At 71.1% G+C, this 12654-nt stretch carries 13 protein-coding genes and 1 pseudogene; 1 reads left to right on the top strand and 13 read right to left on the bottom strand.

Annotation, left to right across the window (positions count from 1 at the left end; translation table 11 throughout):
- Window positions 1-135: 135 nt before the first annotated feature.
- Together tsf and rpsB are read right to left on the bottom strand one after the other, a co-directional pair.
- The gene (gene tsf / locus J2N69_RS26900; RefSeq protein ID WP_127911324.1) at window positions 136-972 is read right to left on the bottom strand and encodes a translation elongation factor Ts; all 837 of its coding nucleotides are present in this window, start codon (window positions 970-972) and stop codon (window positions 136-138) included.
- 101 nt (window positions 973-1073) lie between these two features.
- Entirely contained in the window at window positions 1074-1982 is a 909-nt protein-coding gene (rpsB, locus tag J2N69_RS26895; RefSeq protein WP_230903004.1) for a 30S ribosomal protein S2, read from the bottom strand.
- Between the two features lie 368 nt (window positions 1983-2350).
- Here rpsB and J2N69_RS26890 point away from each other — a divergent pair.
- Window positions 2351-2905, top strand: a pseudogene (locus J2N69_RS26890) (peptidoglycan DD-metalloendopeptidase family protein); the annotation flags it as partial.
- Between the two features lie 97 nt (window positions 2906-3002).
- On the opposite strand, the gene J2N69_RS26885 reads toward J2N69_RS26890, so the two are convergent.
- The 11 genes from J2N69_RS26885 to lepB (J2N69_RS26835) form a co-directional block, all read right to left on the bottom strand.
- Window positions 3003-3560 carry a TetR/AcrR family transcriptional regulator gene (locus J2N69_RS26885; RefSeq protein ID WP_230904889.1) on the bottom strand — a complete coding sequence of 186 codons (558 nt, stop codon included), beginning with the start codon at window positions 3558-3560 and terminating at the stop codon, window positions 3003-3005.
- 118 nt (window positions 3561-3678) lie between these two features.
- Window positions 3679-4521: an RNA polymerase sigma factor WhiG gene (gene whiG, locus J2N69_RS26880; RefSeq protein ID WP_127909215.1), complete on the bottom strand. Its 843-nt coding sequence runs from the start codon at window positions 4519-4521 to the stop codon at window positions 3679-3681.
- Between the two features lie 345 nt (window positions 4522-4866).
- Complete coding sequence (gene dprA, locus J2N69_RS26875; protein ID WP_230903002.1) at window positions 4867-6027, bottom strand: DNA-processing protein DprA; 1161 nt, start codon at window positions 6025-6027, stop codon at window positions 4867-4869.
- On the bottom strand, window positions 6024-7658 hold the full coding sequence (locus J2N69_RS26870; RefSeq protein WP_230903001.1) for a YifB family Mg chelatase-like AAA ATPase: 1635 nt from the start codon (window positions 7656-7658) through the stop codon (window positions 6024-6026). Before J2N69_RS26870 ends, dprA begins: the two co-directional genes overlap by 4 nt.
- Window positions 7658-8068 carry a YraN family protein gene (locus tag J2N69_RS26865; RefSeq protein WP_230903000.1) on the bottom strand — a complete coding sequence of 137 codons (411 nt, stop codon included), beginning with the start codon at window positions 8066-8068 and terminating at the stop codon, window positions 7658-7660. Before J2N69_RS26865 ends, J2N69_RS26870 begins: the two co-directional genes overlap by 1 nt.
- A gap of 77 nt (window positions 8069-8145) precedes the next feature.
- Window positions 8146-8454, bottom strand: a complete 309-nt coding sequence (locus J2N69_RS26860) for a DUF2469 domain-containing protein (RefSeq protein WP_003965949.1) — start codon at window positions 8452-8454, stop codon at window positions 8146-8148.
- Window positions 8455-8509: 55 nt separating this feature from the next.
- Window positions 8510-9037, bottom strand: a complete 528-nt coding sequence (locus J2N69_RS26855; RefSeq protein ID WP_230904888.1) for an NUDIX hydrolase — start codon at window positions 9035-9037, stop codon at window positions 8510-8512.
- A gap of 94 nt (window positions 9038-9131) precedes the next feature.
- Complete coding sequence (lepB, locus tag J2N69_RS26850; protein WP_230902999.1) at window positions 9132-9887, bottom strand: signal peptidase I; 756 nt, start codon at window positions 9885-9887, stop codon at window positions 9132-9134.
- Between the two features lie 80 nt (window positions 9888-9967).
- On the bottom strand, window positions 9968-10966 hold the full coding sequence (lepB, locus tag J2N69_RS26845) for a signal peptidase I (protein WP_230902998.1): 999 nt from the start codon (window positions 10964-10966) through the stop codon (window positions 9968-9970).
- Complete coding sequence (lepB, locus tag J2N69_RS26840) at window positions 10851-11936, bottom strand: signal peptidase I (protein WP_230902997.1); 1086 nt, start codon at window positions 11934-11936, stop codon at window positions 10851-10853. Before lepB (J2N69_RS26840) ends, lepB (J2N69_RS26845) begins: the two co-directional genes overlap by 116 nt.
- Window positions 11929-12648 (bottom strand): signal peptidase I, encoded by a 720-nt coding sequence (gene lepB, locus J2N69_RS26835; protein WP_230902996.1) that lies wholly within the window; start codon window positions 12646-12648, stop codon window positions 11929-11931. Before lepB (J2N69_RS26835) ends, lepB (J2N69_RS26840) begins: the two co-directional genes overlap by 8 nt.
- Window positions 12649-12654: the final 6 nt, after the last annotated feature.

Below are 12654 nucleotides of genomic sequence, written 5' to 3'. Positions count from 1 at the left end.
GCATCCCATGCTCGGCAGTGGCCTCCTCGTCAGATCCTGCGGTCGTACATCGCGTACGAGTGCCCTTTACGGGGCTCCCCACGCGGGCGACCGCTGTCGACCCTATAGGGGTCTACCGTCGATCGCGGTACGGACTCAGATGCCGACCTTGATGCGCGAGAAGCGCTTCAGGGTGACACCGGCCTCGGCGAGAACCTTCTCGACCGACTTCTTGTTGTCCAGCGCGTACGGCTGGCCGAGGAGGGTGGCCTCCTTGAAGAAGCCGTTGACGCGACCCTCGACGATCTTCGGGAGGGCGGCCTCGGGCTTGCCCTCGGCGCGGGTGGTCTCCTCGGCGACGCGACGCTCGGACTCGACGACCTCGGCCGGCACGTCCTCCTTGGAGAGGTACTTCGGCGCGAAGGCGGCGATGTGCTGCGCGACACCCTTGGCGAGGTCGGCGTCGGCCTTGTCCAGCTCGACGAGGACACCGATCTGCGGGGGCAGGTCGGGCATCGTGCGGTGCATGTACGCGGTGACGTAGGCGCCGGAGAACTGCGCGAAGCGGTCCAGGACGATCTTCTCGCCGAGGTTGGCGTTGGCCTCGTCCACGTACGCCTGGACGGTCTTGCCGGCCTCGATCTCGGAGGCGAGCAGCGCCTCGAGGTCGGCCGGGGACGTCTTGGCGATGTGGGCGGCGAGGTTGTTCGCCACGGCCTGGAACTTCTCGCCCTTGGCGACGAAGTCCGTCTCGCACTTCAGCTCGACGATGACACCGGAGGTGTTGTCGTCGGCGATGAGGGAGACCACGGCGCCGTTCTCGGCGGAGCGGCCCTCGCGCTTGGCGACGCCCTTCTGGCCCTTGATGCGGAGCGCCTCGACGGCCTTGTCGACGTTGCCCTCGGCCTCGTCGAGCGCCTTCTTGCAGTCCATCATGCCGGCGCCCGTGAGCTCACGGAGCTTCTTGACGTCAGCGGCGGTGTAGTTCGCCATGATCGAAATTCTCTCTCGAAGTCTTGAAAGATCTACGGAGGTCTACGGGTGAACGGCGGGGGCCGATCGGGCCCCCGCCGTCAACCACCGAACCTGTGAGGTCAGGCCTGCTCGGCGTCCGCGGCCGGGGCCTCGGCGGCGGGCGCCTCGGCGGCCGGAGCCTCGGCGGCGTCCTCGGCCGGCTTCTCGTCAGCCTTGGGGGCCTCGGGAGCCTCGGCGTCGTCGGCCTTCTTCTCGCCCTCGAGCAGGTCACGCTCCCACTCGGCGAGCGGCTCGCCGGCGGCCTTCTCGCCCGGCTTCGAGTCACCGGTGGCGGCACCGGAACGGGCGATGAGGCCCTCGGCGACGGCGTCGGCGATCACGCGGGTGAGCAGCGTGACGGAGCGGATCGCGTCGTCGTTGCCGGGGATCTTGTAGTCGACCTCGTCGGGGTCGCAGTTGGTGTCGAGGATGGCGACGACCGGGATGTTGAGCTTCCGGGCCTCACCGACCGCGATGTGCTCCTTCTTGGTGTCCACGATCCAGACGGCGCTGGGCACCTTGGACATCTCGCGGATACCACCGAGGGTCTTCTCCAGCTTGGCCTTCTCGCGCGAGAGCACGAGAAGCTCCTTCTTGGTGAGACCGGAGGCGGCGACGTCCTCGAAGTCGATCTGCTCAAGCTCCTTGAGGCGCTGCAGACGCTTGTAGACGGTCGAGAAGTTGGTGAGCATGCCGCCCAGCCAGCGCTGGTTGACGTAGGGCATGCCGACGCGGGTGGCCTGCTCGGCGATGGCCTCCTGCGCCTGCTTCTTCGTGCCGACGAACATGACCGTGCCGCCGTGGGCGACGGTCTCCTTGACGAACTCGTAGGCGCGGTCGATGTACGACAGCGACTGGAGCAGGTCGATGATGTAGATGCCGTTGCGCTCGGTGAAGATGAAGCGCTTCATCTTCGGGTTCCAGCGACGGGTCTGGTGACCGAAGTGGACGCCGCTTTCCAGCAGCTCCCGCATCGTGACGACGGCCATGGCCGTTCTCCTTGAGATTCTCGGTTGTGCCGCGTGTGCCGGACGGCACTCGCGCCTGACGCCCGCTGTGCGCCTTGCCACGAAGGACCGAGGGGCGCTGACACCGGCTTGTGAGGGCCTGATGTCGGGGCGTGCGAAGTCGACCCGGTGACCCGGATCGCCACAAGAAGTGTACGGGACCCGCGGGGCGCCAGGTGACGCCGCTGCCCGTGACCTGGCGCCGGAGCCGTCCGCGGCGTTTCCAAGCCGCCATGGGATCGAGCCGCCCTGTCCCTCACACGGGTGACGGAGGTATCCACAACCGGCCGGTACTCCCCAGATCCGGACCATGATCCCTACGGATCGCCGGGACGCGGGACTGTTCTCGCATGCGCCTGGAACTGCTCCTGACGACGCTGGCCGCGCTGCTGGCGACCGCCCTGACCCCGACCCCCGACCCGGCCCCCGCGCCCGCCCCGGCCCCGGCCTCACCTCCGCCGCCCGTGGCGAGGAACTGGCCGGTGGGCACCCGTCCTCCGGTCCTGCGCGCCTGGGACCCGCCCTCGACCACGTACGGCGCGGGCCACCGGGGCGTCGATCTCGCCGCGCCGCCCGGCACGGCGGTACGGGCGGTGGCACCCGGCCGGGTGTCGTTCGCGGGCAGGGTGGCGGGCCGGGGCGTCGTCTCGGTGGAGCTGGACGGCACCGGAGATCCGCCGCTGCGCATGACGTACGAGCCGGTGCGGCCCACCGTGAAGAAGGGCGCCGAGGTCGCCGCGGGCGAGGAGCTGGGCACCCTGGAACCGCCGACCGGCCACTGCCCCGAAGGCTGTCTGCACTGGGGGCTGCTCAGGGGAGAGACCTACCTCAATCCCTTGAGCCTGCTTCCGCCATGGCTGCTGCGCCGGGGGCCGTCCCGGCTGCTGCCGCTGACCGACGCGCCAGGCCATGGCCTCGACCCCGCACGCGCAGGGCCATGGCTCAGCCCCGCACTCCCCGCAGGGCCGCGGCTCAGCCCCGCACACCCCGCAGAGCCACGGCTCAGCCCCGCACGCCCCGCAGGGCCATGGCCACGGCGGCCTCGGTGATGGCTTCGGGCTGCTCGGCCACGCCCAGCTCGATCCGCCGCACGGCCGCGTCCACGATGCCCTGGAGCAGCATCGCCGCCATCCGGGGCTGCTCATGCCCGAGTTCTTCGAGCGCCTCGACGATCATCGCGATGAGCCCGCCGTGCGCGGCCCGGATCTTCTCCCGGGCCCCGGCGTCCAGCTCACTCGCGGAGATGGCGACGACGGCGCGGTGCCGTCGGTCCCCCACCAGGGCCAGCTGCCGTCGCACATAGGCCTCGACCTTGCCCTCGGCCGACTCCGCCTTCTCCATGGCCGCCGACACCTCGGCCGCCCAGACGGGAAAGTCCACCTCGCACAGCTCTTCGACCACGGCCGCCCGTGACCGGAAGTACTCGTAGACGGACGACCGGGCGAGCCCGGTGCGCTCGGCGAGGGCGGGGAAGGTCAACGCCTCCGTCCCGCCTTCGGACAACAGGGACCGCGCGGCGTCCAGCAGGGCCCCGCGCTGCATCGACCGGTGCTCGGCCACAGAGGCCGCTCGAATCCTTGGCACGGCTCCACTTTACGGACGGGACGCGCCGCGCGGGAGTCGCGGCGGGGCGCGCGACCGGCGGGCAGGGACGATTCAGCTCACTCGACGTACCGCATCAGCGCCCGAAACTGGCCAGCTTCGCGCGCAGCTGCAGCACCGATTTCGTGTGGATCTGGCTCACCCGGCTCTCGGTCACCCCGAGGACGTTGCCGATCTCGGCGAGCGTGAGTCCTTCGTAGTAGTAGAGCGTCACGACGGTCTTCTCGCGCTCGGGCAGCGTGTTGATCGCCCGCGCGAGCAGCCTGCGCAGCTCCCGGTCCTCGGCGACCTCCACGGGGTTGTCGGCCGCGTGGTCCTCGAGGGTGTCCATCAGGCTGAGCCGGTCGCCGCCGTCACCACCGACGTGCAGCAGCTCTTCGAGCGCCACCACGTTCGCCAGGGACAACTGGCTGAAAACCGCGTGCAGTTCCTCCAGCGCGATGCCCATCTCGGCGGCGACCTCGCTCTCCGAGGGGGTGCGCCGCAGCTGCGCCTCCAAGGTGGCGTAGGCACGCTCGACGTTGCGGGCCTTCTGGCGCACCGATCGCGGAATCCAGTCGAGCGCCCGCAGCTCGTCGATCATCGCCCCGCGGATGCGGGTGATCGCGTAGGTCTCGAACTTGATCGACCGCTCGATGTCGAACTTCTCGATCGCGTCGATCAGCCCGAACACCCCGGACGAGACGAAGTCCGCCTGCTCCACGTTGGGCGGCAGCCCCACGCTCACCCGGCCCGCGACGTACTTCACCAGCGGTGAGTAGTGCAGGATCAGCTGCTCCCGCAGCCGCCCGTCCCCGGTCGCCTTGTACGACCGCCACAACTCGTCCAGCGACGAGGGAGCGGGAGGCCGCTCCTGCTCGCCGCTACGGGCGGCGGGAGGGCCCGCCGCCCGGTCGGACCCTGAGGTGTGCTGGGGCATTCGTCGCCTTGAGCCGTTCTGCCGTGAACCGGTGAGGTCGCGTGGGTCGGTGCCGTCGCGCGAGGCGGCGAATCCACCGGGACCGCCCGCGCTCATGTGGGGGTGTGTTTGCGTCAAATGAATGAGGTTGTCCGTCTGATCGCCTGTCCGCGTCGGAATCCTTGTGAGCGTAGCGTGACTACAGCGTCGCAGTGAGCGAAGACTAGGGGATCGCGCGTCCGCAGATACGTTCCGCTGGGGGGCCCTCGGAGGCACACTTGTCGCGGTGAGTGACGATGTCGGCACGTCAACTGCGCGATTTCCCAAGGTCGTCGGGGGTTCATCCGTCCGGCTCAACACTCTCGGTCACGATTCACCTCCAGTGGCGAAGACCGAGGGAATCGCCTGGCGTGTCAACTGCCAGACCTCGCCGTGTCGTTCGACGAACCCCAACGACTGAAGTTCGTACAGGCGCCCTACCGCGTCATCCACGCTCGTGCCCGCGCCGACGGCGACGTCCTGAGCCGACGCATGCCCCCGGGCGGGCAGCGCGGCCAGGACGTGGGCCGCCCCCGGGGCGAGCAGATCGCGGGGTACGACGGGGCCTCGCCGCTCCGGAGCCAGGTCGCCCATGTCGCCGACGAGCTCGACCACTTCCGCGGCATCGGTCACCAGGACGCCGTCACCCCGCAGCAGTTCATGCACTCCGGCGGAGAGTCCGCTGGTGGCGGGCCCCGGCACTCCCATGGTGAAGCGTCCCAACTCCTGGGCGCCACGAGCCGTGGCAAGCGCCCCGCTGCGGTACGCCGCCTCCACCACGACCGTCCCCCTGGTGAGCGCCGCGATCACTCTGTTCCGGAGGATGAAGCGGCTCGGCGTCGGGTGGTCGCCCGGCGGCAACTCCCCGACCAGCAGGCCCTGTTCCGCGATCCTCGCGATCAGCTCGGCGTGCCCGCGGGGGTAGGCCCGGTCCACCCCACAGGCCAGCACGGCCACGGTGGCCCCACCCGCCCCGAGCGCTCCGCGGTGCGCGGCGCCGTCCACGCCGTATGCCCCGCCGGAGACCACCACCCAGCCGCGCTCCGCCAGGCCCGCGCCGAGGTCGGCCGCCATGTGGGCGCCGTACTGCGTGCAGGCCCTGGCTCCGACGACGGCCACCGACCGCACCGCCCACATCCGCAGCGAGGGCCGCCCCCGCACCCAGAGCCCGACGGGCCGGGCGTCCCCGAGGTCGTCCAGCGACAGCGGCCACTCCGCGTCCCCCGGGCACACGAACCGCGCCCCGACGCTCGCCGCCGCCTCCAAATCCCCCTCCGGGCAGGCTCTGGCGGCCCGCGCCCGCAGCCCCTCCCACCGCCGCACGGTCACCCCCGACAGCCGCTTCTCCTCGCTGCCGAGTCTGCGCAGGACCTCGACCGCCCCGGCCTCCCGGAGCCACCGGCCGCCGACCTCGTCCCCGGGTTCGAGCACGCGGGTCAGGGCGACCCGGGCCAGGCGGTCCTCGTCCGTCGGAAGCCCCGCGCTCACCTCGGGACCCCGATCGGCTCGATCACCATGGGCACGCCACGCGAGATCCCGGTGCGCAGTTGCAGGGCCAGGGCGACGTCCTGCGCGGAGGGCCGGTCGTGCCCCGCCAGGTCCGCGACGGTCCACGCCACCCGCAGGACGCGGTCGAGGCCGCGGGCGGTCAAAAAGCCGCGCTCCAAGTCCAGCTCGGCCGCGTCCAGCGCACCGGGGGCGGCGGGCCAGCGGGTGCGCAGCGTATGGCCGGGAACTTCGCTGTTGGTCCGCCAGCCGGTGCCGGAGAGCCTGGCCGCCGCTCTCTCCCGGGCGGCGCGGACGCGGTCGGCGACGGTGCGGGTGGACTCTCCGCGCGTGCCGAACCCGGCCAGTTCCGACCGGGTGACGGCCTCCACCTCGACTTTGAGGTCGACCCGGTCGAGCAGGGGACCCGAGAGCCGGGCCTGATAGCGGCGGACGACGGACGAAGGGCATTCACAGCCGTCACCGAGCAGCGTGTGCCGCCCGCAAGGACAGGGGTTGGCCGCCAGCACCATCAGGAACTTCGCCGGCAGCCGTACCACCCCGGCGCTGCGCGCGATCACCACATGGCCCGATTCGAGGGGCTGACGCAACGAGTCCAGTGCCTGGCTGCTGAACTCCGGCGCCTCGTCCAGAAAAAGCACCCCGCGGTGAGCCAGCGAGACCGCTCCCGGCCGGGCCAGGCCCTGGCCGCCGCCCACGAGCGACTGCATCGTGGCGGAGTGGTGCGGCGCGCAGTACGGCGCGACGTCCACCAGTGGCTTGCCCGGAGGGAGCATGCCCGCCACCGAGTGGACCGCCGTCACCTCCAAGGAGTCCTCGCGGGACAGCCGGGGCAGGATCGCCGGCAGCCGCTCCGCCAGCATGGTCTTGCCCGCGCCCGGCGGCCCTTGGAGGAAGAGGTGGTGCGCCCCCGCAGCGGCCACCTCCACGGCGGTCCGCGCCGACATCTGCCCGACGACGTCCGACAGGTCCAGCGTGTGGGCGTCGTCCAGGGCGCCACCGACACCGAGGCCCGTGCCCACGCCGGTGCCCGGCACGCAGAGCCCGGCCAGCATCGGGTCGGGCCGCCCCGTCTCGTCCGGCTCCTCCAGCGGCACCGGCTCGTCGGTGAGCACCGCGATGAGCTGCCGCAGGCTGCGCACGCCGAGAACCGAGACGCCCGGCACCAGTGAGGCCTCCGCGGCCGTGCACTCCGGGACCACCACCTGCTCGTACCCCGCGTCGGCCGCCGCCAGGACCGCCGGCAGCACGCCCCGGACAGGGCGCACCCGCCCATCGAGCCCCAGTTCGCCGATCATCACGATGTCGGTGAGCACCCGTGGGTCGATCCGCTCGGCGGCCCCGAGGACGGCGCACGCGACAGCGAGGTCGAAGCCGCTGCCGCCCTTGGGGACCGACGCGGGGCTCAGCCCCACCGTGAGCTTCTTCTGGGGCCACTCCGCACCCGAGTTGACCACGGCGGCCCTGACCCGGTCCCGGCTCTCCGTCAGGCTCTTGTCCGGCAGCCCCACCAGCGTGAAGGCCGCGACGCCGGGCTCCAGATCGGCCTGCACCTCGACGACCACGCCTTCGACGCCGACCAGCGCCACCGAGCACGTGCGCGCGAATCCCATCAGGCCACCCCCCGCGCGTGCTCGACCACGGGAGCGCCGCGCCGCGGGAGGAGGACGCCGACCAGGTCGATCCGGACGCCTCCGGGCGGTGGGCCGCCGCGCTCCTCGATCCACCGCTCGGCCAGGCGCCGCAACCGCTCCGCCTTGGTCCGGTCCACGGACGCCATCGGATGTTCGAACAGCGCCGAACCGGCCAGGCCCGGCGCTCTACGGGTCTTCACCTCGCAGACGACGAGGGCCTCGCCGTCCATGGCCACGATGTCGATCTCACCGGCCCTGCCCGCGCGCCAGTTGCGCGCCAGGACCCTCATCCCCGCCTCGACCAGCCGCCGCGCGGCCAGGTCCTCGCCGTACTTGCCGAGTGCTCCCCGTGCGTTCATGTCGGCACCACCTCCGGCACCCACACTCACGGGTTCCCCCGCACCTATTGGATCTTGGTGCACTACTCGCCGGTTGTGGACAACTCCGTCACCCCGGCGAGTGAATCTCAGCCGCCCGGCAGCTCCAGGTCGCTCTTGTTCAGCTCCTCGATGTTCACGTCCTTGAACGTGAGGACGCGCACCTGCTTCACGAACCGCGCCGGCCGGTACATGTCCCACACCCAGGCGTCCGCCATCGACACCTCGAAGAACACCTCGCCCTGGACCGAGTGCACCTGCATCTCGTAGTCATTGGTGAGGTAGAAGCGCCGCTCGGTCTCGATCACGTATTTGAACAGACCGACGACATCGCGGTACTCCCGGTAGAGCTTCAGCTCCATCTCGGTCTCGTACTTCTCGAGGTCCTCGGCGCTCATGGCATGTTCCCCTTCAGCCGTGCGTCCCCCTATTGTGCGTCAGCCCCGCGAGCCCCTACACGATTTCCGTGTCGAGGATCTCGGGCCGGTCCGGGGGCCCCTCGTCCAGCAGTCTGCGCAGCAGCTCGGCGAGTCTGGTCGGGTACACCGTCTCATGAGCCCCGGTCAGTTCCCGGCACGTCCACCAACGCGCTCCGGCCACACTGCGGCGTTCCAGCTCCGTCAGGCCCTCGGCCGCCGTCGCCGTCTGCGTCGTACGCGCCAGGTAGTACCACTCGTCCTGGTCCCAGCGGCGCCCGGCGAAGGGGAAGGAGCACACGCGCCGCCACAGCACCGGACCGAGCTGGACCTCCGTGATGCCCGTCTCCTCGCGCAGTTCGCGCAGGGCGGCCTGTTCCCGCGTCTCGTCGCCCTCCACGCCACCACCCGGCGTGAACCACCAGTCGTCCGCGGGGTCACCCGGTTCGTGGCCGTGCAGCAACAGGATGCGCTCGCTCGGGTCCAGCAGCACCACGCGCGCGACCTTGCGCAGCGGCCTGCCCGTCGGCGTCGACGGCGCCTCCGCCGGGGCGCTCTCCCCCACCGGCGTCGGCCCTGCCTGGCCCACGTCCCCCACCGGCGACGACGCCGCCTGACCGGTCTCTCCCAACGGCGACGCCCCGGCCCGCGCGGTCTCCTCAGCCGACACCGACGGCCTCCCCCGTACGGCTGCGCCCACGGCCACGGCCCAGCCGCTTGGCCACCGGACCGTACGCGGCGCCGCCGAGGACCAGCACCATGCCCGCCACGATCGCGCTCACCACCAGCCGCAGCGGCCCCGGCTCGGAGAGGCCGCCCGGCAGGTCCGCGAAGCCCTCGGGCCGCTCCAGCATGCCGGACTTGCCCATCGGCCACGCCACCGCGTCGACCCGCGCCCGCACCGCGTCCCGTGGCACCGTCCCTTGGTCCGCGTCCCCCAGGTGCGTGCTGGAGTCCAGGGAGCCGCTTCGCTCGTCGCCGAGCAGGAACAGGCGGCCCTTGGGGACCGTCGTGGAGCGGATGCCGGTGACCGCGGCGTCCTTGCCCTCGGGCAGATACGGTTCTGCGACGGCCTTGCCGTTGACGGTCAGCTTGCCGTCCTGGCAGCAGGCGACCTTGTCGCCGCCCACGCCGACCACGCGCTTGACCATCGGCAGGTCGCCCCACGTCGACTGCTCGAAGACGACGACGTCACCGCGGCGCACCTCGTCGCCCCCGATCCGCTGCGCGAGCACCCGGTCGCCCGCGTCGATCGTCGGGGCCATCGAGCCCGTGGGCACGGCGTACGGCTGGTACAGGACGGCGCCCCAGACGAAGCCGCCGAGGAAGAGCACACAGCCGAGGGCCACGGCGATGCCCGACAGCACGCTGCCGAGCCGGCCATGGCCCTCGTCCGTACGACGTGTCCTGCTCATCCCGGTGCTCCCCCGTCTCGGAGACGACCTCGCCGCCCGTGGGCACGGACGGCGGAAGATCGGCGATCTGGGACGGCACCCTACCCGGCGGTACTGCCGCCAGAAACCCTTGTGCTCCGGGCCGCGGCGACCGTCAGCCGCCGCCTGCGCCACAGCACCAGCGGCACCGCGCCCGCGAGGCCGAGGACGCCCGGGGCGGCGCTCGACAGGGCGTTGATGCCCGGCTGGTCGAAGGTGTCCGGCTTGGGCAGCGTCGCCCAGCGGGTGGGCGGCCAGGCGACCACGATGGCGCGGCCCACGACGTTGTCCACGGGGACGGCGCCGCCGCCGGGCTGGTTCTGGTGGTAGCGGGAGTCCAGCGAGTTCTGCCGGTGGTCACCCATGACCCAGATCTTACCCTTGGGCACGGTGACCTTGAACTGGCCGCCCTGGTCATCGACCGTGCAGGGGGTGTTCCCGGCGAAGACGTACGGCTCGTTCAGCGCCTTGCCGTTGACCTTCACCGGGCCGTCGCCCTTGCACTCCACGGTGTCGCCGCCCACGGCGATGACGCGCTTGATCAGGTCCTTCTCGTCGGCGGACGGCATCAGGCCGATCCAGCCGAGGACCCTCTGGACGGCGTTCGGGTCGGGGGTGGGCTCGCCGTCCAGCCAGTGGCCCGGGTCCTTGAAGACGACGACCTCACCGCGCTCGGGCTCGGAACCGAACCACGGCGTCAGCTTGTCGACGAGGACGCGGTCGCCCTGCTGCAGCGTGTTCTGCATCGAGTCCGACGGGATGGAGAACGCCTGCACCAGGAAGGACTTGATCACCAGCGCCAGGACCAGCGCGATGCCGATGAGGAGCGGCAGTTCCTTCCAGAAGGACCGTTGCTTCTTCGGCCCCTTGCTGTCCTTGCCGCCCGCGCCGGCCCCGCTGTCCTTGCCGTCCCGGCCGCTCTGCGTCTCGTCGCCGCCCGCGGCGTCACTCCCGGGGTTCGTACCGCCCGCGGCGGCCTCGACGCCCGGCGCGTCGGATCGTCCCGGCCGCTCCTCGGGCCCCTCGTGTCCGGATCGTGCGCCGACCGCCAAATCCCCCACATCCACTCCTCAGTCCGTGCCGCCGCCTGCCCCAGATGCGATGCAGGCCCACCACTCCCATAACGAGCGGGAGTTCCGCAGGGGTCGGGAGTCGGATCAATCCATATCGATCGCCGTGTGCCACCCTATGCGACACGCCTGTGGCGTTGTCCGATCCCGCACGCGCGTCGGGTACGGACGCATATGTCGCGGGCTCCTCCAGTTTGCGCCAGTGGCCGAAGGGCCAGGCGATGACAAGGGCCCTTCCGACGACCTCGTCCTCGGCGATGGTCCCGGCGAACTTCTCCGTGCGGTGGAAGCGGGAGTCGGCCGAGTTGCTGCGGTGGTCGCCCATCATGAAGAGGCGTCCCTTGGGGACCTTCACCTCGAACTCGAACGCCGAGGGCTTGTCGCCGGGGTGGATGTAGGGCTCGTCGAGCGGTACGCCGTTGACGGTGACCTTGTCGTTCTTGTCGCAGCACTTCACGGTGTCGCCGCCGACACCGACGACACGCTTGATCAGGTCCCGCTCGCTGTCGGAGGGCAGCAGACCGATCTGGGTCAGCCCCTCCTTGATCTGCTTGACGACCACCGGGTCGTTCTTCTTCTTGCCCTGTTCCTCTTCGAGCCAGTTGCCGGGGTCCTTGAAGACGACGACGTCGCCGCGCTCCGGCTTCGACCCGAACCAGGGGGTGAGCTTGTCGACCAGGACCCGGTCCCCGATCCGGATCGTCTGCTCCATGGAGCCCGTGGGGATCACGAAGGCCTGGACGAGGAAGGTCTTCAGTACGAGGGCGATCAGCAGGGCCACGCCTATGAGAAGGGGTATCTCCTTGATCGCCGAACGCCGCCTGCGCCGCTTCACCTTCTTCGCGAGCTTGCGCCGGTCGGCCCGGCCCGGCCGGGCGGGACCGCTGGTCGGCCGGGAGCCCGTGGGCAGCTGGGTGCCGGCCCCGTGCGCCGCGGCGTGTGTCCGCCCGCGGTTACCCATGCGCGCCACCCGGTGCGGGCACGCGCGCGTAGCTGTCGGGGCGCTCCAGGGAAGTCCAGTGGCCGACCGGCCAGGCGATCCAGTCGGCCCGGCCGATGACCTCGTCGACGGGAATCATGCCGCCGCCGGGCTCACCCAGGTGATCGCGGGAGTCCCGGGAGTCGCTGCGGTGGTCGCCGAGCAGGAAGAGGCTGCCTTCGGGGACGACGACATCGAAGGGCACCTGTGAGGGGCTGTCCCCCGGAAACAGGTACGGCTCCTTGACGGGTACGCCGTTCACCTTGATCCTCCCCCGCTCACAGCAGACCACCCGGTCTCCCCCGGTGCCCACGACCCGCTTGATGTAGTCGGCATCCCCGAAGTAACCGCTGCCGTCAAAGACGACCGCGTCACCCCGCTGCGGCTCGGAACCGAAACGGTACGCCAACTTGTTGACGAGCACCCGGTCCCCGACGCGGAACGCGGGCTCCATGGAGCTGCTCGGGATCTGGAAGGGCTGCACCACGAAGGTGCCGACGAGGAGCAGTGCCGCCGCGCACGCCAGGAAGGTCAGCGTGAACCCGCCGCCCGGCAGCCGGGAGACGAGCGACATGAAAACGGAGCGCGACCGCTCCTCCGGCTCCTCCGCTGCTTCGGCGACGTGCGGGACGTCTCCGGGGCCGGAGGGTGGGGAGGAGCGGTCGCGCTCCGTGTGCTGTGCTTCGGTGTCCATCGGGGC

Source organism: Streptomyces huasconensis, from assembly GCF_021028635.1.
GTDB classification, from domain to species: Bacteria; Actinomycetota; Actinomycetes; order Streptomycetales; family Streptomycetaceae; genus Streptomyces; species Streptomyces huasconensis.
This window is presented reverse-complemented; position numbering and strand designations above follow the sequence as displayed.